Consider the following 20,472-nt stretch of genomic DNA (forward strand, 5'->3'; position numbering starts at 1 on the left):
GCCCGGCACGGGTACCCCGCCGCCGGACCAGACAGCCGTCAGGACCAGAACCGGATCAGCGCCAGACCGTAGCTGTAGAGCGGGGCGGGCAGCCCGAGCAGGTCGCCGAGCCGGAACACGGCCTGGAAGAACGCGCCGCCGATCTGGTCGTCCCACAGCAACGCGAACAGGCCGATGAAGCCGAACGGCGCGAGCACCTGGTAACCGCGCTGCCAGGCCGGCGGCAGCCACGGTTGGATCATGTTGCCGCCGTCCAGTCCGGGGACCGGCAGCAGGTTGAGCACACTGGCGGTCAACTGCAGGAAGCCCAGCAGGGCGAGGCCCGCCCAGAACTCCTGTCGGCCGCCCGGATCCACGCCGACGAGGAACGGCACCGCGAGTGCCACCGCGAGGGACACGTTGACCGCCGGGCCGGCGAGGCTGACCAGGGTGTGCCGGAGCCGGCCCGGAATCCGGTGCCGGTCCACCCAGACCGCGCCCCCGGGCAGGCCGATCCCGCCGAGCAGGACCACCAGCACCGGCAGCGCGACGGACAGCAGCGGATGGGTGTACCTGAACGGGTTGAGCGTCAGGTAGCCCCGGTGCGCCACGCTGCGGTCACCGAACCGGTAGGCGACCAGCGCGTGCGCGTACTCGTGCAGGCAGAGTGAGACCAGCCAGCCGCTGACCACCAGCGCGAAGACGGCCAACCGGGCGTACCGCTCACTTGACCAGGCGAGTGCGCCGCTGCCGGCCACCAGGGCGACCAGGACGAGGAAGACCGGGCTGGGCCGCCAGCTCGTCGCCGGCCGACCGGCCAGCGGGCCACCCGACGGTCCGTCGGACGGCACCGGCCGCATCTCACTTGCCTGCCGGCAGCAGACTCATCCGGTACTCGGTGCGGTCGTCCTCCAGCAGCTCGACCGAGGCGACGCCCGCTGCGGCCAACTCCCGCCAGGCCTGGCCGATCCAGGACTCGGCGTCGGCCTGGGTGCCGAACGTCTCGGTCGGCCCCTGCGCGGGCTGACCTTCCGCGTCCACGTACCGCCAACTCCATGGCATATCGCTGCTCCCGTTAGCTTTCAGTGCGCTTCGACCCAGTGCGCTTCAACCCTCGGCGATGGATGCATGCAAGCCTAGCCGCGACCGGTGACATCCCACCGCACCGGAGCACCGCCGGCACCGCCCCGGCAGGTCACGGCCGGCCGCGCCCGCCGTAAGGTACGGGCATGTCCGTTGGCGGGTGGCAGTCCATTCTCGTGCTCGGTGGGATCCGGTCCGGCAAGTCCGACTACGCCGAGTCCCTGGTCACCGGGGATCCGGTGGTGCGTTACGTGGCGACGGGAGCGGCGGATCCGTCCGACGCCGAGTGGCTCGCCCGGATCGAGGAGCACCGGGCACGCCGGCCGACCGACTGGCACACCGACGAGGCCACCGGGGATCCGGGCCGGCTGATCGAGGCGATCTCGTCGGCCCGCGCGGAGGAGACGCTGCTCGTCGACGACGTGGGCGGCTGGGTCGCCGCGCTGCTCGATCCGGCTCGGCAACCAGCCGACGACCGGGCCGCCATCGCTGAGCTCGCCGCCGCGGTGCGGTCCTGTCCGGCCCGGTTGGTGCTGGTCAGCCCGGAGGTGGGGCTGGCGCTGATGCCGTCCACACCGGTCGGCCGGGCGTTCGCGGATGCGCTCGGCCTGACCAACCAACTGCTGGCCGAGGTGGCCGACACGGTGGTGCTGGTCGTGGCCGGACAGCCGGTGCAGCTGAAGTCGACCGGGCCGACCGTGACCGGGCCGACCGTGACCGGGCCGACCGAGCAGGCCAGGCCGGAGCAGACCGAGCAGGCCGGGCTGGCGAGCGGCCCGGAGCAGGCCGGCCCGGAGCTGGCGGCGGCCGATGGTTCCGGCACGGCGGCGCAGATCACCCCCGGGATGACCCTGCCGATGCCGGCGGAGAAGACCCGGACCGCCGGCGTCGCCCGGCTGGGCCGGCTGGACCTGCCCGGCGCCGGGTTCGGTGCGCTCGAAAACGTCATCGGGTTCGCCGCCGGTACGCAGGACGCGGTCAGCCCACGACCGTGGGACCCGGTCCAGGTGGTGCTGATCCACGGCGACCACGAAGGTGGAGTCGCCGCCGGCGACAGCCCGCAGGACTCGGCGCGCCGGGCCGACCAGGCCCGCGCCGGCCACGGGGCGCTGGCGCGGCTGGCCGCCACCGCCGGTGCGGTCGTCGACGTCGTCGCCGCCCCCGTCGCCGCCCCGATCGAACACCGATCGGCGCTCACCCCCGACGAGGTGGACAGCGCGTTGGCGACCGGGTGGGAGGTGGCGCAGCGGGCCGGCCGGGCCGGCGTGGCGGCGATCGTCATCGCCGCCTGCGGCGCGGGCGGTGCCGCCGCAGCGGCCGCCGTCGTCGCGGCGACCACCGGCGCGGAGCCGGCGGCGCTGCTCGGCCGGGTGCCTGCGGCGGGCGGAAAGGTCGACGACGCCGCGTGGATGTCACGGTGCGCCGCGGTACGTGACGCGCTGCACCGCACTCGGCGCGGCACCCGTGGTGCCCGGGAGGTACTGGCGGAGTACGCCGGCGGGGAGATCGCGGTGGCCACCGGGGTGCTGCTCGGTGCGACCGCCAACCGGATCCCGGTGCTGTTGGACGGCCCGGTCGGGGTGGCCGCCGCGCTGGTCAGCCGGGATCTCGCCGGCCAGGCCCGGCACTGGTGCCTGCTGCCCGACCATGGTCGGCAGCCCACCGTGCGGCACGCGGCGGACGTACTCGGCCTGACCCCGCTGCTGGACCTGCGGCTCGACCTGGGTGAGGGCGCCACCGCGCTGGCCGCGTTGCCGCTGCTGCGTTCGGCGCTCGCCCTGGCCGACACGCTCGACGAGCACCCGACGTTCGCCGAACCGGAGCCGGCCGGCCCCGGTCCGGCCGCTGCCGACCCGGTGCGGTGACCAGCGAGCGGCCCACCGGTGCGGTGCGCACCGTCTCCGCCGGCGTCCGGCTCGCCGTCACCACCTTCACCGTGTTTCCGCTGCGGCCCGGCGCGGTGCACCGGGCGGCGGCGGCCGTGGCGATGTCGGTCGCCCCGGTGGTCGGCCTCGGGCTGGGCGTGCTCCTCGCAATGGCCCTGCTCGCGCTCTCGGCCGCCGGGACCCCGGCGCTGGTCGCCGCAGCGCTCGTGACGGGCCTGGCCGCAGCGTCGACCCGGGGACTGCACCTGGATGGACTGGCCGACACCGTCGACGCGCTCGGCTCACACCGGCCCGCTGACGGCGCGCTGGCGGTGATGCGCCGGCCGGACATCGGTCCGTTCGGCGTGGTTGCCCTGGTCGTCGTACTGCTGGCGCAGACGGCGTCGCTCGGGTCGCTACCGGCCGGCCGGTCGTGGCCGGCGGTCCTGGCGACGGTCGCCGCCGCAGTCGCGGCAGGCCGGCTCGCGGTCACGTGGGCCTGCCGCCAGACCGTGCCGGCAGCCCGACCGGACGGGCTCGGCGCGCTGGTGGCCGGCACCCAGCGGTGGCCGGCGGTGGCGGCCGGCACGGTCCTGGTCGCCGCCGTGGCGGTCGCCGCCGTACCCGACCGCCCCTGGCAGGGGCCACTGGTCGTGCTGGGCGCGGTGCTGCTGTGGCTGATCTGGCTGCGCCATCTGGTACGCCGGTTCGGCGGGATCACCGGCGACGTGCTGGGTGCCGGCGTCGAGTTCACCAGCACCGCCGTCTACCTCGGCCTGGTGACCGTGCGGTAACCCGGTGCCCGAAGCCGCCGTGACCTGGTGACCGTGCGGTGCCGGCCGCGCCCCGACCAGCCGCGCCCCGACCAGCCGGCGGCGGGCCACGGCGATCGGCAACCTCGGCCGCCACGGGTCCGGAGCGCGGTAGCGTTCACCTCGCCAGCGACGCACGACCCGGGGAGCAGTGAGCACCTATGGCCGCCAGTTCGGACGACCTGCTGCTGCCGGTTCCGGTGCCGGAGTCGCTGGCCGCCACCTACCTGGTCCCGGTAATACCGCCGGACGCGGCCGTACCGGATGCGCTGGACGCGGTGGACCGGCTCGGTGACCGGCTGTCCCGGCCGGTACGTGACCTGACCCGGCAGATGCTCGGCAGCCCGCTGATGACCGTGCAGACCCGCCCGGTCGACCGGCTGCCGGAGCTGCCGCCGGATCTGCTGGCCGCGTTCGGGGCCACCGGTGGCCAGCTCGCCCGGCTGCGCACCGCGCAGCGTTGCGTGGTGGTGCAGGCCAGCTACCGGCCGGGTTGGCCGCCGGCGCACGAGTGGGCCGCGCGGGCGGTCGGCGCGGCGCTGGCCGACGCGCTCGACGTCGACCTGATCGACCTGTTCGGGCTGCAGTTCCTCGACCCGGCCGGCGCGTTGCGGTCGCTGCCCGACGCCGACGGACGGATCCGCCTGGTCGACTGGGTCCTGGTGCCCTACTCCCCCGACGACGACGGGCTCTGGTTCACCACGAAAGGGCTACGTCGGTTCGGGCTGCTGGAGCTGCAGGCGCAGCAGGTGCCGCCGAGATTCGTCCGGGCCTGGGGGGCGATCATGACCGGGACCGCCCGACGGCTGCTGCGGATCTGGACCGAGGCCCTGGCTGAACCGGAGCCGCCGGCCTTCGTCCAGCTGCCGGTGAACCTGCCGGTGTCCGGCCACGACATCGCCGTCGCGTACGGCAACCAGGACCGGCACGATTCGGCGGGTTCTGCGCTGCTGCGGATCGTGCTGGACCCGTCGACCGATCCGGAGGCCGACTCCTTCCTCACCCTCCGTCCGCCGCCGCAGGTGGCCGACAGCGACGCCGGGGACTATTTCGCCCAGGTCTGCGGCGAGCTCTTCGGCGCCGGGCAGCCGGAGATCCACTACGCTCGACAGAGCGACGCGATGGCGCAGGCGATCACCACCGCCCGCCGGTCGCTGGGCGGGGTCCGGGCCCGGTTCCTCGCCCGCGCGCTCGGCGGCCAACTGCTGGTCAAGTACGGTCTCACCGCGCCGGACGGCCACGAGTACGTGTGGGCCAGCGTCACCGGCTGGCCGCATCCCGGCCGGATTCACGCCGCCAGCACGGTCGACGCGGTCTGCGACCCGACCGTACGGGTCGGCAGCCCGGTCGAGGTGGACGCCGCGGACGTGGTCGACTGGGCGCTGATCAGCGGGGACCGGATGGTGGAGGGTGGTTGGACCGAGTCGGTGCTCGATCAGGGCGACCGAGGTGCGACCGGGCGCTGAGCCGGGACGCCGGCAGCGCAGCTGGCAGTCAGCGCACCGACGACGGCACGAACGGCGGGGTCACCACCCGCATCGGCGCGTGCCGGCCGCGTACGTCGACCTGCACCTCGACACCGTCGGTCGGCACTGCGGCGGTGTCCAGCAGAGCCAGGCCGACGCCTGCCTTGCGGGTCGGCGAGAACGTACCGCTGGTCACCGCACCGACCTGCGCTCCGTCGAGCAGCACCGCCATGCCGGGTCGCGGGATGGCCCGCTGTACGGCCTGCAGACCGCGCAGCAGCCGGGCCGGCCCGGCCGTCTTCTCCGCCAGCAGTACGGTCCGACCCCAGAAGTCCGGTTTGCGCCAGCCGACCGCCCAACCGAGCCGGGCCTGCACCGGGGTGACCGCCACCGTCAGGTCCTGACCGTGCAGCGCATACCCCATCTCGGTGCGCAGCGTGTCCCGCGCGCCCAGCCCACAGGCCCGCGCGGCGACCGGCGTCTCGGCGGCCAGCAGCAGGTCCCACACCCGGCCCGCCGCCTCGGCCGGCACCACCAGTTCGTAGCCGTGCTCGCCGGTGTACCCGGTCCGGCAGACGACCAGGTCGGTGCCGGCCAGCCGACCGGCGGCGAAGCTCATGTACGGATGCCCGGTGGGCAGTCCCAGCCCGGCGAGCAGTCCAGCCGAGGCCGGTCCCTGCACCGCCAGTACGGCGTACCCGGTGTGCTCGTCGGTCACCGTGACCCCGCCCGGCGCCGCCGCCCGCAGGCGGCCGACCACCTCGCCGGTGTTGGCCGCGTTGGGCACCAGGAACACGTGGTCGTCGGCGTACCGGTAGGCGATGATGTCGTCGACGACGCCGCCGGTGGCGTCGTCGCAGCAGAGCGTGTACTGGGCCGAGCCGGCGGTGATCCGGTCCAGGTCGTTGCTGAGGCAGGAGTTGACGAACGCCGCCGCGCCGGGTCCGGTGACCCGGGCCTTGCCGAGGTGCGACACGTCGAACACGCCGACGGCGTTGCGCACCGACTCGTGCTCGCGCAGCACGCCGCCGCCGGCGTACTCCAGCGGCATCTGCCAGCCACCGAAGGCCGCGAACTTCGCGCCGAGCGCGACGTGCCGGTCGTGCAGCGGGGATTTGCGCGGCGCGCCGTCCCCGGTCATGGTCACCTCGGTCATGGGAGGCAACTTACCGGCGGACCCGCAGGTGGCTAGCATCGGCGGGGCACCACCCCGTCCGGCGGAGCAAGTTGCGCCGGAGACCAACCTGCCGGTCGCCCACAAGGCAACCGGCCCAGCTGCCGGAGACGCCGAGTGACATCAACCACCACAACCCTGGACCTGGTCGACACCGACCCCGCTGAGCTGGCCGTGGACGCGCTGGTGATCGGTGTACATAGTCAGGACCAGCCGGACGCAGACCAGGCGGCGGACGGCGCGCCGGGCACGACGCGCGCCCTGTTGCTGGCGACCGGGGCGGAGAGCATCGCGGTCGCGTTCGAGGGTCGACTGACCGAGGCCCTCAGTCTGCTCGGCGCCACCGGCGCCGCCGGCGAAGTGATCAAGCTGGCCACGCTCGGTACGGTCGGGCCGCCGCTTCTGGTCGCAGTCGGGCTGGGTCCGGAGCCGACCGGCGCGGCGCCCGCCCCGGAAACGCTGCGCCGAGCGACCGGCGCGGCGGTACGGGCACTCGCCGGCACCTCGCGGGTCGCCGTGGCGTTGCCGGTCCCGGATGACGCGGACGGACCGGCGGCACTGCGCGCGGTCGCCGAGGGCGCGCTGCTCGGTAGCTACCGGTTCGCCGGCTACAAGACCCGGCCGCAGCCGGGCCGACGGGCACCGGTCGCCTCGATCGCCCTGCACGTGACCGACGCCGCCGACCCCGCGGTGCAGGCCGAGGTGGCCCGAGCGGAGGCGGTCGCCGCGGCGGTGATCGCCTGCCGGGACTGGGTGAACACCCCGCCGAACGAGCTGCGGCCGCCGGCGTTCGCCGATTCGGTACGGGACGCGGTGGTCGCCGCCGGGCTGACCGTGCAGGTGCTGGACGAGCAGGCGCTGGTCGACGGGGGCTACGGCGGGATCCTCGCCGTGGGCGGCGGCTCGGCCGCCCCGCCCCGGCTGGTGATCGTCTCCTACACGCCGCCGGAGGCGGCCCCGGACGCCCCACGGGTCGCGTTGGTCGGCAAGGGCATCACCTTCGACACCGGCGGCGTGTCGATCAAGCCGGCGCAGGGCATGTGGGAGATGAAGTCGGACATGGCCGGCGCGGCCGCCGTCGGGGCGGCCATGCTGGCGATCGCGGCGCTGCGGCCGTCGGTGCCGGTCACCGCGTACCTGCCGATGGCGGAGAACATGCCGTCGGGTACCGCGTACCGGCCCGGCGATGTGGTGACCATGTTCGACGGCAAGCGGGTGGAGGTGCTCAACACCGACGCCGAGGGCCGGATGGTGCTCGCCGACGCGATGGCCCGGGCCTGCGCGGACGGCTGCGACTACCTGCTGGAGACCTCGACGCTGACCGGCGGTCAGGTGGTCGCGCTGGGCAAGCGGATGGCCGGGGTGATGGGCAGCGACGAGCTGTGCGCCCGGGTACGGGCCGGCGGGGACGCGGTGGGCGAGCCGGCCTGGCCGATGCCGCTGCCCGACGACGTCCGCAAGGGCATGGAGTCGGAGGTGGCGGACATCTGCCAGGTGAACTCGGCGATGGACCGGGCCGGCCACATGCTGCAGGGCGGGGTGTTCCTCCGCGAGTTCGTCAGCGAGGGGGTCGCCTGGGCGCACCTCGACGTCGCCGGCCCGGCTTACCACTCCGGCGAGCCGTTCGGCTACTGGAGCAAGGGCGGCACTGGCGTACCGGTGCGCACGCTGGTGCACCTGGTGCAGGACATCGCGGCCAACGGCTGACCCGTCACAGCCCGACGTGGGTCGGGTGCCGGCCGGCACCCGACCCACGCGGGGACGTCAGCCCCGGTCGGCCCGGTCGGCCCGCTTGCGCCGTTCGTTGAAGTCCCGCATCCGCTGCGGGTAGCCGACCAGCGCCACGTCGTAGATCGGGATGGCCATCTTGTGCGCGAAGCGACGGGCGGTGTCCGGGCCGTCGACCCGACGACGGGTCCACTCACCGTCGTACGCGATGAGCATCACCGTCGTCTCGGTAACCGTGGTCCGGGGCTCGATGAACGCCTCGACCCCGCGGCGGCTGCGGACGAACTCCTCGAGATGGTCGAGATCAGCCCGGTTCGCCGGCCGTCCTCCCGGTGCCCCGCTCGACTGCTTGCGCCGACGAAACCACGCCACCGGCGTTCCCCTCCCCCAGCTGACAAGACCGCGCAGGTGCCGGCCGGGCGGCCTGGTGCGGTCGGGCCGGGCCCGGCTGTCCGACGCCCGCGCGCATAGACGGACAGGGCAAGCCTACGTTGCGACCACGTGTCCTTGGGCACCTCGTTGAGCGTTCAGACACTACAAGTGACAAGATGACCGGGGAAAGTCTGCCCGTTCCATGGGACGACGCAGGGGACGGCCCTCCTGTGCAGCGACGTGACCTGGGAGTGAACTGTGAGTGAGCCGAACGGCGGGACCTTCGACCTGGTCATCCTCGGCGGCGGTAGTGGAGGCTACGCGGCTGCCCTGCGCGCCGTACAACTCGATCTGTCGGTAGCCCTGATCGAGAAGGACAAGGTCGGTGGCACCTGCCTGCACCGTGGCTGCATCCCCACCAAGGCGCTGCTGCACGCCGCCGAAGTGGCCGACAACGCGCGCGAGTCCGAGCAGTTCGGTGTCAAGGCGGACCTGGTCGGCATCGACATGGCCGGGGTGAACAGTTACAAGGACGGCGTGGTCGGCCGGCTGTACAAGGGCCTGCAGGGCATGATCAAGTCTTCGAAGATCACCTACGTGGCGGGCACCGGCCGGCTGGTCGGCCCGGACACCGTCGAGGTCGACGGGGCCCGGTACACCGGCCGCAACGTGATCCTGGCCACCGGGTCCTACTCGCGTAGCCTGCCCGGCATCGAGGTCGACGGCGAGCGGATTCTGACCAGCGAGCACGCGCTGGAGCTGGACCGGGTGCCGTCGTCGGCGATCGTGCTCGGCGGCGGGGTGATCGGTGTCGAGTTCGCCAGCGTCTGGCGCTCCTTCGGCGTCGACGTGACCATCGTCGAGGCGCTGCCCCGGCTGGTCGCCGCCGAGGACGAGGAGTCGTCCAAGGCGCTGGAGCGGGCGTTCCGCAAGCGCGGTATCGGGTTCAAGACCGGCAAGCCGTTCGAGAAGGTCGAACGTACCGAGTCCGGCGTCCGGATGACGATCGCCGGCGGCGAGACCCTGGAGGCCGAGCTGCTGCTGGTCGCCGTCGGGCGCGGGCCGGTGACCGCCAACCTCGGGTACGAAGAGCAGGGTCTGAAGATGGACCGTGGCTTCGTGCTGACCGACGAGCGGCTGCGGACCAACCTGCCGAACGTCTACGCCGTGGGCGACATCGTGCCCGGCCTGCAGCTGGCCCACCGCGGCTTCCAGCAGGGCATCTTCGTCGCCGAGGAGATCGCCGGCCGCAGCCCAGCGGTGATCGACGAGAGCGGCATCCCCCGGGTCACCTACTCGGACCCGGAGCTCGCGTCGGTCGGGCTGACCGAGGCGAAGGCCAAGGAGCAGTACGGGGCCGACAAGGTCAAGACCTACAACTACAACCTCGGCGGCAACGGCAAGAGCCAGATCCTCAAGACCACCGGCTTCGTCAAGCTCGTCCGGGTCGTCGACGGCCCGGTCGTGGGACTGCACCTGGTCGGTGCCCGGGTCGGCGAGCTGATCGGCGAGGCGCAGTTGATCTACAACTGGGAGGCCGACCCGGCCGACGTCGCACCACTCGTGCACGCCCACCCGACCCAGGGCGAGGCGCTGGGCGAGGCCCACCTGGCCCTGGCCGGCAAGCCGCTGCACGCACACGCCTGACTAGAGGAGTCTTGTAGATATGCCGGTATCGGTCACCATGCCCCGGCTCGGCGAGAGCGTCACCGAGGGCACCGTCACCCGCTGGTTGAAGCAGGAAGGCGACCGGGTCGAGGTCGACGAACCGCTGCTGGAGGTCTCCACCGACAAGGTCGACACCGAGATCCCGTCGCCTGCGGCCGGGGTGCTCACCCGGATCGTGGTGAGTGAGGACGAGACCGCCGAGGTGGGCAGCGAACTCGCGGTCATCTCCGGCGGGCAGGACGACGGCGGACAGCAGGAGGACGGCGGACAGGACGACGGTGGGCAGACCGCCCCCGCCGAGCCCGCCGCGACCACGCCGCAGGAACAGCCCGCCGAGCCGGAGCCGGCCGCAGCGCCGGCCCAGCCAGCGGCCGACAGCGCCCCACCGGCGACCGGTGGCGACGCCACCGCGGTCCGGATGCCGGCCCTCGGCGAGAGCGTCACCGAGGGCACCGTCACCCGCTGGCTCAAGCAGGTCGGTGATTCCGTCGAGGTCGACGAACCGCTGCTGGAGGTCTCCACCGACAAGGTCGACACCGAGATCCCGTCGCCGGTCGCGGGGACGCTGCTGGAGATCAAGGTGCCGGAGGACGACACCGCCGACGTCGGTGCCGAGCTGGCCCTGGTCGGCAGCCCCGGTGGGGCCTCGGCTCCGGCGGCACCGGAGCCGGCCGCCGCACCGCAGGCCGAACCCGCCCAGCCGCAGCCGGCGGCACAACCGGAGCCGGCCGCCCCCGCACCGGCCCAGCCGGGCGCCTCGTACGCCAGCCCGGCCCCGGCCACCGAGTCCGCCGCACCGACGCAGGCCGCACCGCCGGCACCGGCACAGCAGACCGCTCCGGCGGCCCCGCCGGCCAGCGCCAACGGTGACGGCGGTTACGTCACCCCGCTGGTCCGCAAGCTCGCCGCCGAGCAGGGGGTCGACCTGGCCTCGGTGCGCGGCACCGGGGTCGGCGGGCGGATCCGCAAGCAGGACGTGCTGACCGCGGCCGAGCAGGCGCGGGCCGCCGCCGAGCGGGCCAAGGCCGAACAGGCCAAGCCGGCGGCACCGGCTGCGGCACCGGCTGCGGCACCGACGGCGGCCAAGGCGCAACCCAGCCCGCTGCGCGGCCGGACCGAGAAGATGAGCCGGACCCGGACCGTCATCGCCAAGCGGATGCACGAGTCGCTGCAGAGCTCGGCCCAGCTGACCACGGTCGTCGAGGTCGACGTGACCAAGATCGCCCGGTTGCGGGCCCGGGTCAAGGGCGACTTCCAGGCCAAGCACGGCGTCAAACTGTCGTTCCTGCCGTTCTTCGCGCTGGCGGCGGTGGAGGCACTGCGCACCTACCCGGTGGTCAACGCCTCCATCGACATGCAGGCCGGCACGATCACCTATCCCGACGGGGAGCACCTCGGCGTGGCGGTGGACACCGAGCGGGGTCTGCTGGTGCCGGTGATCCGCGACGCCGGCGATCTCAACCTCGGTGGACTGGCACGGCGGATCGCCGACGTGGCCGAGCGGACCCGGACCAACAAGATCGGCCCCGACGAGCTGTCCGGTGCCACCTTCACGCTGACCAACACCGGCAGCCGGGGGGCGCTGTTCGACACCCCGATCGTGCCGTTGCCGCAGGCCGCCATCCTCGGCACCGGAGCGGTGGTGAAACGCGCCGCCGTGGTCGACGACCCGGAGCTCGGCGAGATCATCGCACCACGGTCGATGGTCTTCCTGGCGCTGTCCTACGACCACCGGCTGGTCGACGGCGCGGACGCCGCCCGGTTCCTCAGCGCGGTCAAGGAGCGGCTGGAGGCCGGCGCGTTCGAAGGCGAGCTCGGCCTGTCCTGACGGCGTTCGACGACAGAGCGACCCCGGTTGCCGTAGCGGTGGGTGCCGGCCGATCCCGGCCGGCACCCACCGCCGTTCTGCACCGGATGGTGGTGGTCCGCATCCGGCATCACCACGATCAGCGAAGATGTCGGCATGCGCATCCTGCTGGCCGGCGCGTCCGGCTTCCTCGGCACCAGACTGACCGACCACCTGCACAGCTGCGGACACGAGACCGTACAGCTGGTCCGCCGACCGGCGCGCGGGCCGGCTGAGTTCAGCTGGTCACCGTCGGCCGGGCAGCTCGACCCGGCGGTGTTCACCGGCATCGACGCGGTGATCAACCTGGCCGGCGCCGGGGTCGGCGACAAGCGCTGGACCGACGGCTACAAGGCGTTGATCCGGTCCAGCCGGGTGGACAGCACCACCACGCTGGCCACCGCGATGGCCGGGCTCGCGGCGGCGGACCGGCCGGCGGTGCTGCTGAACTCGTCGGCGGTCGGCTGGTACGGCGACACCGGCGACCAGCCGGTCGAGGAGAACGCCCCGGCCGGTGAGGGTTTCCTGGCCGACGTGGCCCGGGTCTGGGAGGCGGCCACCGGGCCGGCCGAGACCGCTGGCGTACGGGTGGTCCGGCTGCGCACCGGTCTGCCGTTGCACCGCGACGGCGGCCTGCTCAAGCCGCAGCTGCTGCCGTTCCGGCTCGGCCTGGGCGGCAAGCTCGGCAGCGGGCGGCAGTGGGTGCCGTGGATCGCCATGCAGGACTGGCTGCGGGCGGCGACCTTCCTGCTCGACCACGACGACATCTCCGGGCCGGTCAACGTGGTCGGGCCGGCACCGGTGACCAACGCGGCGTTCGGCAAGGCGCTCGGGGCGGCGGTGCACCGACCGGCGGTGCTGCCGATCCCGGCGTTCGCGTTGCACGTGGCGCTGGGCGAGTTCGCCACCGAGGCGCTGCGCTCCTCCCGGGTGCTGCCCGGGGCGCTGACCGAGGCCGGCTTCACGTACCGGTATCCGGAGCTGCCGGACGCGCTGCACGCCGCCCTGACGCAGGGGTGACCCGGCACCGGGTGGCGTCCAGACCGGTCAGAGCTCCGAACCGGTCAGGGCAGGGCCGGGAGCAGATCGGTGCCGATGGCGCTGATCAGCTCGCCGGTGGCGGCCGGGCCGACGCCCTCGACCATCAGCACCAGCCGGTGGGCGCCGACGGTCGCCGCGCTGGCGGCGAGCCGCGCGGCGCACTCGGCCGCGCTGCCCAGTGGGTGGATTCGCAGCAGGTGCTCGGCGTAGGCGTCGAGGTCCCGGTGGGCCGGCGACGAGCCGTCGATCCGGACGTACTCCCGGGTGGTGGCCAGCCAGGGTGGCAGGGTCCGGCGGAGCTGACGCTCGGCGGCGGCCCGGGAGTCGGCGAGCCCGATCAGATGCACCGAGGCGTGCGGCACGACGGCCGGATCGTGTCCGTGGTCGGCGGCGACGTCGGCGTACCGGGCCAGCGTGGCGGCCTTCGCCGCGTCGTCGTCGTGCACCCCGAGCAGCAGCGGATGGCCTCGGGCGGCCGCGAGGTCGACCGTGGCCGGCGAGGTCGCCGCCACCCAGACCGGGATCGGGCGGGCCGGTCGGGGCACCACCGGCACGTCCCGGAACGCGAAGAACCCGCCGTCGGCGCCGACCGTCGCCGCGCCGGAGAGCCAGCGGCCCAGCAGATCCAGCGACTCGGCGAAGCCGTCCCGGTACCGGTCCAGGCCGGTGCCGAAGACCTCCAGGTCCACCCAGGGACCGCCACGGGCGACACCGAGCCGGAACCGGCCGGCGGAGACCGTGTCGAGCAGGACCGTCTCCTCGGCGAGCGCGACCGGATGCCGGTTGGACAGCACGGCCGCCGCGGTGCCGACGGCGATCCGACGGGTGGCCCCGAGCAGGTAGCCGGCCAGGGTGGTGGCGGACGGGCACTGCCCGTACGAGACGAAGTGGTGTTCGGCCAGCCACACGCCGCCGAGGCCGGCTGCCTCGGCGGCGCGCGCGTAGTCGACGGTGGCCGGCAGACCATGTGCCGCCAGCAGGAACAGGTCCACTGCTGGCTGGTTCAGGTCGCCGGCCACCGGTGCGGTGATCGGCTCAGCAGTCACGCAGCTCGGGTGACTGGTTGCGCAGCTGGGCCACCGGGGAGATGAACTCCTGGTAGGTCACTCCGCCGACGGCGGAGAGTTTGAAGGCGGCCACCCGGTGGCAGTTCTGGAAGGCGAACTTGACGCCGAAGTGCCGCTCCAGGCCACCCCGGATCGCGTCGCTGGCCAGCGCCCGCAGCAGCTGGCCACGCTCGGCCTCGCTGGGCGGCGGCACCGCGTGGTCGGCGAACTCGGCCGGGCCGTCCTGGGCCTCGGCGGCCACCTGGGACACCACCGACCAGGCGTACGGCAGGGACTGGCGTACGCAGTCGACGAACTCGGCGTCGTCGACCCGGCCGGCCTCGGCCTGCTCCAGCAGAGCGGCGGGTACGTCGAGGGACATGCTTTCTCCTCACGCTGACGGTCAGCGGACCAGGAGGTCTGGTCCGAGTACGAACTCCGGGTCGACCTGGTCGGCGAGGTTCTCGCCGACCCGGTCGTTGGCCCAGGCGGCGGCGTTGCGCAGGTGGAACTCCACCGCCTGCCGGGTGTAGCTGGCCCAGTCCTTCACACAAGCATCGACGGCTGTACGCATCGTGTCCAGTGCGTCACGGTTCGCCGGCTCCATCGCGGTGATCGGTTGGTGTCGACCTCGTTCGGCGGCCTTGACGAAGGCCGACCGGCCGACCCAGGTAAGCAGGTCGGCGCCGACGTGCTCGCGCAGGAAGTCCACGTCCGACTCGTCGTCGATCTTGTTGCCGATCACGTGCACCCGTACGCCGTAGTCGCGGGCGTACCCGACGTACTGCCGGTAGACCCCGACGCTGCGCACCGTGGGCTCGCAGACCAGAAACGTCGTGTCGAATCGGGTGAACAGCCCGGATGCGAACGAGTCGGCCCCTGCGGTCATGTCGACCACCACGTACTCGCCGGCACCGTCGACCAGGTGGTTGAGCAGCAGTTCCACCGCACCGACCTTGGAGTGGTAGCAGGCGACGCCGAGATCGTCGGTGGCGAACGGCCCGGTCACGGCGAGCCGGATGCCGGCCACCTCGCGGACCAACGCGTCGTAGATCGGGTTGGCCCCGGCGACGGTGAGCAGCCGCGAGCCACGCCCGGGCGGGGTGGTCTTGACCATCGCCGCAGCCGAGCTGATCCGGGGATTGTCGCCGCGCAGGTACTCCTTGATGTCGGCCAGGTGGTCGCCCAGCGCCGGTAGCAGCACCGCCTCGTCGTCGCTGGCACCGAGGGCCGCGGCGAGATGCTGGTTGATGTCGGCGTCGACCGCGAGCAGCGGCGGCGGGCCGCCGTCGGGGCCGACCGGGGTGGCTGCGAGGTGGCGGGCGAACAGGGCCGCCAGGGTGGTCTTGCCACTGCCACCCTTACCGACAAAACAGATCTTCACCGTGGATCTCTCCCAAACAACTCAACAGGTACGCGTACATTGGAAGTCATTTCCAATAACTTCGTCAAGCCTAGGTACGGCACGGGCGTGTCGGGCGAAATTGGTACTCTCCGCCGGTGCCGACCGCTCCGTCCCCACTGCCCGACAGCGCCGCGACCACCCGGCCGGTGACCAGCGGCCGTCCGGGGGGCCGGGCCGGCGGCCCGACCCGGTGGCGCGCCGACCTGGTCGTCGCGGTCGTCGCGGTGGCCCTCGCCGGCTGGGTCACCAGCGGACTCTGGGCCGGACCGGGCAGCCGGGCGATCACCGTCAACTCCAGCGACCAGGCGCTGTTCGAGTGGCTGCTCGGCTACGGGGCGTACGCGCTGACCCACGGCGAGAACCCGTTGTTCACGTACCTGCTCAACGCCCCCGACGGGGTGAATCTCGCGGTCAACACCTCGATCACCGTGTACGCGGTGCTGTTCGCGCCGCTGACCTTCCTGATCGGGCCACCGGCGACCTTCCTGGTGATCCTCACCCTCAACCTGGCCGGCACCGGTTTCGCCTGGTACTGGCTGCTGTCCCGGCTACCCACCGGCGACAACGGCGCTCCGTTCGTGCCGTCCCGGCTGGCCGCCGCCGTCGGCGGACTGTTCTGCGGCTTCGCGCCGGCCATGGTGTCGCACGCCAACGCCCACCTCAACTGGACCGCCGGCTGGCTGGTGCCGATCATCGTCTGGCGGGTCCTCGCGCTGCGTGGGCGCCCCGGAGCGCGGCCGCTGGACCGGGGCGGCTGGGCACGCAACGGCCTGATCCTCGGCGTAGCCGTCGCGGCGGCCTTCTCGATCGCCGCCGAGGGCCTGTTCTTCACCGCTCTGGCCTGCGGCGTGTTCCTCGGCGTCTGGGCGCTGGACCGCAGCCGCCGGGCCGAGGTCCGCGACGCGCTCCCCCGACTGCTACGCGGACTGGCGGTGACCGCGGTGGTCGCCATCACGCTGTTGGCGTACCCGTTGTGGTTGCACTTCTTCGGCCCGCAGGTGTTCCACGGCACCGGGTTCGACGCCCGGGTGCACAGCGAGGACCTCCTCGCCTACGGGGCGTTCCCGGAACGCTCGCTGGCCGGTGTCGCCGGGCTGGGTACCGGGCTGGCGCCGAACGAGACCGAGGAGAACAGCTTCTTCGGCGTACCGCTGCTGGTGTTGACCGTCGGCTGCCTGGTGCTGCTCTGGCGGGCCGCCGATCCCGGCCGGCGAGCGACGCTGCGAGCCCTCGCCGTCACCGCCGCCGTGTTCGCGCTGCTCTCCCTCGGCCCCCGACTGAAGATCGGCGGGACGATCACCGACATCCCGCTGCCGTACGCCCCGTTGGCCGGCGCACCGGTGTTCAACGCCGCGCTGCCGGCCCGGCTGGCCATGGTGGTCACCCCGGTCATCGGCATCCTGCTGGCGCTGACGCTGACGCTGCTACTCACCCGTCGGGCCGCCGGGCAGGCGCGGTACGGCCGGTGGTGGGCCGCGGCGTTCGTCGCGGCGCTGCTGCCGCTGACCCCGGCCAGTCTGCTCACCATCGAACGGGAGCCGATCCCGGACTTCATCACCTCGGGTGCCTGGCGCGACCACGTCAGCCAGGGCGGGGTGCTCGCCCCGGTACCGTTCACCCTCGACGTGCTCCCCGACGGTCAACGCTGGCAGGCGTACGCGTTCGCGAACCGGCAGGGCGAGTTCGCCATCCCGTCCGGCTTCTTCCTCGGCCCCGGCGGACCGGACGGCCGGGGCCGGATCGGACCGGTCCCCCGGGCCACCGACGGGCTGCTGCACGAGGTCGCCCGCTCCGGCGTGGTGCCGCCGATCACCGACGCCGACCGGGCCGCCGCCCGCGCCGACCTGCGGTACTGGGACGCCGAGGCAGTGGTGCTCGCCGATCAGGTGCACGGCGCGAAGTTCCCGGTCGACGCCGAGGCCCTGCTGACCGCGACCACCGAGCTGCTCGGCCCGCCGCAACGGATCACCGACGTCTGGCTCTGGCCGGCGCCCGAGGGCGGCTGGTGAGCCGGACCACGGACCGGACCGGCCCGACCGACCGGTAACGGACTAGGCTGGACGGCGTGACCAGCACCCTTCCCCGCGCGCGCGGGGTCCGAGCCGGAGTCGTCGACTACCAGACCGCCTGGCAGGAGCAGCGTCGACTGCACGCCGCCGTGGTCGCCGGTGAGGAGCCGGACACCGTGCTCCTGCTGGAGCACCCGAGCGTGTACACGGCCGGCAAGCGCACCGAACCGTGGGACCGCCCGGTGGACGGCACCCCGGTGGTGGACGTCGACCGGGGCGGCAAGATCACCTGGCACGGCCCGGGGCAGCTGGTCGGCTACCCCATCGTCCGGTTGCCGGAACCGATCGACGTGGTCGCCTACGTACGCCGGGTCGAGCAACTGCTGATCGACGTCTGCGCCGAGTTCGGGCTGGCCGCCACCCGCCTCGACGGGCCGAACCACAGCGGGGTCTGGGTGCCGGCCGACGACCGTGGACCGGCCCGCAAGGTGGCGGCGATCGGCATCCGGGTCGCCCGCGGGGTCACCCAGCACGGCTTCGCGATCAACTGCGATCCGGACCTGACGGCGTACGACCGGATCGTGCCGTGCGGTCTGCGCGACGTCGGCGTCACCTCGCTGAGCGCCGAGCTCGGCCGGCCGGTGACCGTCGCCGAGGTGCTGCCGGTCGTCGAACGGCACCTGCCCACGCTCGGCTGAGCCGACCGCTCTCCGGCCAGCCGGCCGATCTCGGGTCAGCCGGCCGATCGATGCCTCGGGTGAGCCAACTCACCCGGTGAGCGGCGGCCGCGCGGTCGCCTGGCCGCCCGAGCGGGCACCGGCCGGCGTAGGCTGGCAAGGGTGACCATTGCTCCGGAGGGACGACGCCTGCTGCGCCTGGAGGTCCGCAACGCCGAGACCCCGATCGAGCGCAAACCCCCGTGGATCAAGGTCAAGGCCAGGATGGGGCCGGAGTTCACCGAGCTGCGCGGGCTGGTGCAACGGGAAGGGCTGCACACCGTCTGTCAGGAGGCCGGCTGCCCCAACATCTACGAGTGTTGGGAAGACCGGGAGGCCACCTTCCTCATCGGTGGGGACCAGTGCACCCGGCGCTGCGACTTCTGTCAGATCGACACCGGCAAGCCGGCCGAGTTCGACGCCGACGAGCCCCGCCGGGTCGGCGAGTCGGTCGCGGCGATGGGTCTGCGCTACGCCACGGTCACCGGGGTGGCCCGCGACGACCTGCCCGACGGGGGTGCCTGGCTGTACGCCGAGACCGTCCGGCAGATCCACGCGCTGCAGCCCGGCTGCGGGGTCGAGTTGCTGATCCCGGATTTCAACGGCGACGCCGGCCAGCTCGACGAGGTGTTCGCCGCCCGACCGGAGGTGCTCGCCCACAACGTCGAGACGGTGCCCCGGATCTTCAAGCGGATCCGGCCGGCCTTCCGGTACGAGCGCTCGCTCGACGTGCTCACCCGGGCCCGCACGGCCGGTCTGGTGGCCAAGTCCAATCTGATCCTCGGCCTCGGCGAGGAGCGCTCCGAGGTGTCGCAGGCGCTGCGCGATCTGCACGCCGCCGGGTGCGAGCTGATCACCATCACCCAGTATCTGCGCCCGACGCCGCGGCATCACCCGGTGCAGCGCTGGGTCAAGCCGGAGGAGTTCGTCGAGCTGCGCGAGGAGGCCGAGCAGATCGGCTTTTCCGGGGTGATGAGCGGCCCGCTGGTGCGTTCGTCGTACCGCGCCGGCCGGCTCTACCAGCAGGCGCTGCGCCAGCGCGAGGCCCAGCCGCTGGCCGGCTGACCGCCCGGTGAACGGCTTCGCCCCCGGCAACTAGACTCCCTCGCATGGCGAAACCCCAGGAGAAGGTGTCGTTCGGCCAGCGGCTGAAGCAGATCGGCATGGTGTTCTCGTTCACCGCCAAGCGCGACAAGTGGTTCGTCCCGCTGGCGGTGGCCGCCGTCGTGCTGCCGCTGGCGATCACTGTGCCGGTGACGCTGGCCTGGGGCTGGATGTGGCTGCCGGTCGGCATCCTGCTGGCGCTGCTCGCCGTACTGATCGTGCTGAACCTGCGGTCGAACACGGCCATGATGAACGTCGCCGAGGGCCAGCCGGGTGCGGCGGCCTCGCTGCTGGAGAACATGCGCGGTGACTGGCGGGTGACGCCGGCGGTCAGTTCGACCACCCAGATGGACATGGTCCATCTGGTGATCGGGCGGCCGGGGGTGATCCTGCTCGCCGAGGGCAACCCGCAGCGGGTCCGAGGGTTGCTCGGTCAGGAGAAGCGGCGGCTGGCGAAGGTGATCGGCAGCGCGCCGCTGTACGACTACGTGATCGGCACCGACGAGGGCGAGTTGTCGATCCGCAAGATGCGTACGACGTTGATGCGCTTGCCGCGCAACCTGACCGGCAAGGACGTCAACGCGTTGGACAAGCGGCTGACCGCGTTGTCGGCCCGGCCGCAAATACCCAAGGGCGCCATTCCGAAGAACATGCGCCCGCCGAAGGGCGCCTTCCGGCAGACCCGCGGCCGCTGACCGCCGGTCGCCGCCATTGCGGTCCGGGTCGGGTCGGTCGGTCCGGTCGGGTAGCGGCGGGCCGGGCAGTCCGGCTAGGGGTGGCGGTGCGGTCGTGGGTCAGCGGGGGGCGGCGACGACGACCGATCCGGCGGCCCGGTCGTGCAGGCCGCGCCGCCGCCCGTCCATCACCAGGGGCGGGATCACCAGGGCCAGCAGCAGTCCGCGCAGCAGTGCCCGGGGTACGCCGATCCGGCCGCCGTCGGCGTCCGAGACGCACCGGATCCTGGCCAGCCACATTCCCGGGGTCTGGGCGAACAAGCCCAGGAAGAAGCCGTACTCGGCGATCAGCACCACCACCGGTGGCCAGCCGGAGCGGGCCGGGTCGGCGAAGAGGCTGGAGATCAGCACACAGAGTAGCCAATCAATCACCAGGGCGCCGGTTCGTCGTAGCAGACTCGGCACCTCGTCACCCGGCCCCGCC

General features: G+C 73.1%; 19 protein-coding genes. 11 read left to right on the top strand and 8 right to left on the bottom strand.

Translation table 11 applies throughout. From position 1 onward, the window contains the following. Positions 1–38 precede the first annotated feature (38 nt). Both O7629_RS17380 and O7629_RS17385 read right to left on the bottom strand, forming a co-directional pair. Positions 39–830 carry a site-2 protease family protein gene (locus O7629_RS17380; RefSeq protein WP_278170377.1) on the bottom strand — a complete coding sequence of 264 codons (792 nt, stop codon included), beginning with the start codon at positions 828–830 and terminating at the stop codon, positions 39–41. Between the two features lie 10 nt (positions 831–840). Then, positions 841–1,041: a hypothetical protein gene (locus O7629_RS17385; protein ID WP_123602758.1), complete on the bottom strand. Its 201-nt coding sequence runs from the start codon at positions 1,039–1,041 to the stop codon at positions 841–843. Between the two features lie 167 nt (positions 1,042–1,208). On the opposite strand from O7629_RS17385, the gene O7629_RS17390 reads away from it, so the two are divergent. From O7629_RS17390 to O7629_RS17400, 3 genes are all read left to right on the top strand, one after another. Beyond that, positions 1,209–2,927, top strand: a complete 1,719-nt coding sequence (locus tag O7629_RS17390; protein ID WP_278170378.1) for a bifunctional adenosylcobinamide kinase/adenosylcobinamide-phosphate guanylyltransferase — start codon at positions 1,209–1,211, stop codon at positions 2,925–2,927. Continuing rightward, a complete protein-coding gene (locus O7629_RS17395) occupies positions 2,924–3,721 on the top strand; it encodes an adenosylcobinamide-GDP ribazoletransferase (RefSeq protein ID WP_278170379.1) in 798 nt (265 codons plus the stop codon). Before O7629_RS17390 ends, O7629_RS17395 begins: the two co-directional genes overlap by 4 nt. A 179-nt stretch (positions 3,722–3,900) precedes the next feature. Then, on the top strand, positions 3,901–5,205 hold the full coding sequence (locus O7629_RS17400; protein WP_278170380.1) for a DUF2314 domain-containing protein: 1,305 nt from the start codon (positions 3,901–3,903) through the stop codon (positions 5,203–5,205). A gap of 28 nt (positions 5,206–5,233) precedes the next feature. On the opposite strand, the gene gcvT is transcribed toward O7629_RS17400, so the two are convergent. After that, positions 5,234–6,361, bottom strand: coding sequence for a glycine cleavage system aminomethyltransferase GcvT (gcvT, locus tag O7629_RS17405; protein WP_278170381.1), 1,128 nt, complete (start codon positions 6,359–6,361; stop codon positions 5,234–5,236). A gap of 135 nt (positions 6,362–6,496) precedes the next feature. Between gcvT and O7629_RS17410 the strand changes: the two genes are divergently transcribed. Continuing rightward, the gene (locus tag O7629_RS17410) at positions 6,497–8,086 is read left to right on the top strand and encodes a leucyl aminopeptidase (RefSeq protein ID WP_278170382.1); all 1,590 of its coding nucleotides are present in this window, start codon (positions 6,497–6,499) and stop codon (positions 8,084–8,086) included. A 57-nt stretch (positions 8,087–8,143) separates the two neighbouring features. Here O7629_RS17410 and O7629_RS17415 read toward each other — a convergent pair whose 3' ends face one another. Further along, positions 8,144–8,479 carry a hypothetical protein gene (locus tag O7629_RS17415; RefSeq protein WP_278170383.1) on the bottom strand — a complete coding sequence of 112 codons (336 nt, stop codon included), beginning with the start codon at positions 8,477–8,479 and terminating at the stop codon, positions 8,144–8,146. A 258-nt stretch (positions 8,480–8,737) separates the two neighbouring features. Here O7629_RS17415 and lpdA point away from each other — a divergent pair, with 258 nt between their 5' ends. The 3 genes from lpdA to O7629_RS17430 all read left to right on the top strand — a co-directional run bounded on the left by lpdA (position 8,738) and on the right by O7629_RS17430 (position 13,013). Continuing rightward, positions 8,738–10,126: a dihydrolipoyl dehydrogenase gene (gene lpdA, locus O7629_RS17420; RefSeq protein WP_278170385.1), complete on the top strand. Its 1,389-nt coding sequence runs from the start codon at positions 8,738–8,740 to the stop codon at positions 10,124–10,126. 19 nt (positions 10,127–10,145) lie between these two features. Then, positions 10,146–11,975, top strand: coding sequence for a 2-oxoglutarate dehydrogenase, E2 component, dihydrolipoamide succinyltransferase (sucB, locus tag O7629_RS17425; RefSeq protein ID WP_278170386.1), 1,830 nt, complete (start codon positions 10,146–10,148; stop codon positions 11,973–11,975). A 135-nt stretch (positions 11,976–12,110) separates the two neighbouring features. Then, positions 12,111–13,013, top strand: coding sequence for a TIGR01777 family oxidoreductase (locus O7629_RS17430; protein WP_278170387.1), 903 nt, complete (start codon positions 12,111–12,113; stop codon positions 13,011–13,013). Between the two features lie 44 nt (positions 13,014–13,057). Here the strand turns inward: O7629_RS17430 and O7629_RS17435 are convergent, their stop codons facing one another. From O7629_RS17435 to O7629_RS17445, 3 genes are read right to left on the bottom strand one after another with little or no spacing between them, the layout of a single operon-like run. Next, positions 13,058–14,080, bottom strand: a complete 1,023-nt coding sequence (locus O7629_RS17435; protein ID WP_278170388.1) for an LLM class flavin-dependent oxidoreductase — start codon at positions 14,078–14,080, stop codon at positions 13,058–13,060. Further along, positions 14,070–14,462: an SCO5389 family protein gene (locus O7629_RS17440; protein ID WP_278170389.1), complete on the bottom strand. Its 393-nt coding sequence runs from the start codon at positions 14,460–14,462 to the stop codon at positions 14,070–14,072. Before O7629_RS17440 ends, O7629_RS17435 begins: the two co-directional genes overlap by 11 nt. A 21-nt stretch (positions 14,463–14,483) precedes the next feature. Next, the gene (locus tag O7629_RS17445) at positions 14,484–15,464 is read right to left on the bottom strand and encodes an ATP-binding protein (RefSeq protein WP_278170390.1); all 981 of its coding nucleotides are present in this window, start codon (positions 15,462–15,464) and stop codon (positions 14,484–14,486) included. A 167-nt stretch (positions 15,465–15,631) separates the two neighbouring features. Between O7629_RS17445 and O7629_RS17450 the strand changes: the two genes are divergently transcribed. The 4 genes from O7629_RS17450 (at position 15,632) to O7629_RS17465 (ending at position 20,009) form a co-directional block, all read left to right on the top strand. Continuing rightward, positions 15,632–17,494 carry a DUF2079 domain-containing protein gene (locus O7629_RS17450; protein ID WP_278174567.1) on the top strand — a complete coding sequence of 621 codons (1,863 nt, stop codon included), beginning with the start codon at positions 15,632–15,634 and terminating at the stop codon, positions 17,492–17,494. A 56-nt stretch (positions 17,495–17,550) separates the two neighbouring features. Continuing rightward, positions 17,551–18,192, top strand: a complete 642-nt coding sequence (gene lipB, locus O7629_RS17455; RefSeq protein ID WP_278170391.1) for a lipoyl(octanoyl) transferase LipB — start codon at positions 17,551–17,553, stop codon at positions 18,190–18,192. A 141-nt stretch (positions 18,193–18,333) separates the two neighbouring features. Continuing rightward, on the top strand, positions 18,334–19,275 hold the full coding sequence (lipA, locus tag O7629_RS17460) for a lipoyl synthase (RefSeq protein WP_278170393.1): 942 nt from the start codon (positions 18,334–18,336) through the stop codon (positions 19,273–19,275). Positions 19,276–19,319: 44 nt separating this feature from the next. Continuing rightward, on the top strand, positions 19,320–20,009 hold the full coding sequence (locus tag O7629_RS17465) for a DUF4191 domain-containing protein (RefSeq protein ID WP_278170394.1): 690 nt from the start codon (positions 19,320–19,322) through the stop codon (positions 20,007–20,009). A gap of 99 nt (positions 20,010–20,108) precedes the next feature. Here O7629_RS17465 and O7629_RS17470 read toward each other — a convergent pair whose 3' ends face one another. Next, positions 20,109–20,453 (bottom strand): RDD family protein, encoded by a 345-nt coding sequence (locus O7629_RS17470; RefSeq protein ID WP_278174568.1) that lies wholly within the window; start codon positions 20,451–20,453, stop codon positions 20,109–20,111. Positions 20,454–20,472: the final 19 nt, after the last annotated feature.

The organism is Solwaraspora sp. WMMD792 (assembly GCF_029626105.1).
Lineage (GTDB): Bacteria > Actinomycetota > Actinomycetes > Mycobacteriales > Micromonosporaceae > Micromonospora_E.

Excerpts from the sequence above, each read along its gene's own strand:
- O7629_RS17385 (WP_123602758.1), bottom strand. The coding sequence starts at position 1,041 with ATGCCATGGAGTTGGCGGTACGTGGACGCGGAAGGTCAGCCCGCGCAG.
- O7629_RS17390 (WP_278170378.1), top strand. The coding sequence starts at position 1,209 with ATGTCCGTTGGCGGGTGGCAGTCCATTCTCGTGCTCGGTGGGATCCGG.
- O7629_RS17400 (WP_278170380.1), top strand. The coding sequence starts at position 3,901 with ATGGCCGCCAGTTCGGACGACCTGCTGCTGCCGGTTCCGGTGCCGGAG.
- gcvT (WP_278170381.1), bottom strand. The coding sequence starts at position 6,361 with ATGACCGAGGTGACCATGACCGGGGACGGCGCGCCGCGCAAATCCCCG.
- sucB (WP_278170386.1), top strand. The coding sequence starts at position 10,146 with ATGCCGGTATCGGTCACCATGCCCCGGCTCGGCGAGAGCGTCACCGAG.
- O7629_RS17430 (WP_278170387.1), top strand. The coding sequence starts at position 12,111 with ATGCGCATCCTGCTGGCCGGCGCGTCCGGCTTCCTCGGCACCAGACTG.
- O7629_RS17440 (WP_278170389.1), bottom strand. The coding sequence starts at position 14,462 with ATGTCCCTCGACGTACCCGCCGCTCTGCTGGAGCAGGCCGAGGCCGGC.
- O7629_RS17465 (WP_278170394.1), top strand. The coding sequence starts at position 19,320 with ATGGCGAAACCCCAGGAGAAGGTGTCGTTCGGCCAGCGGCTGAAGCAG.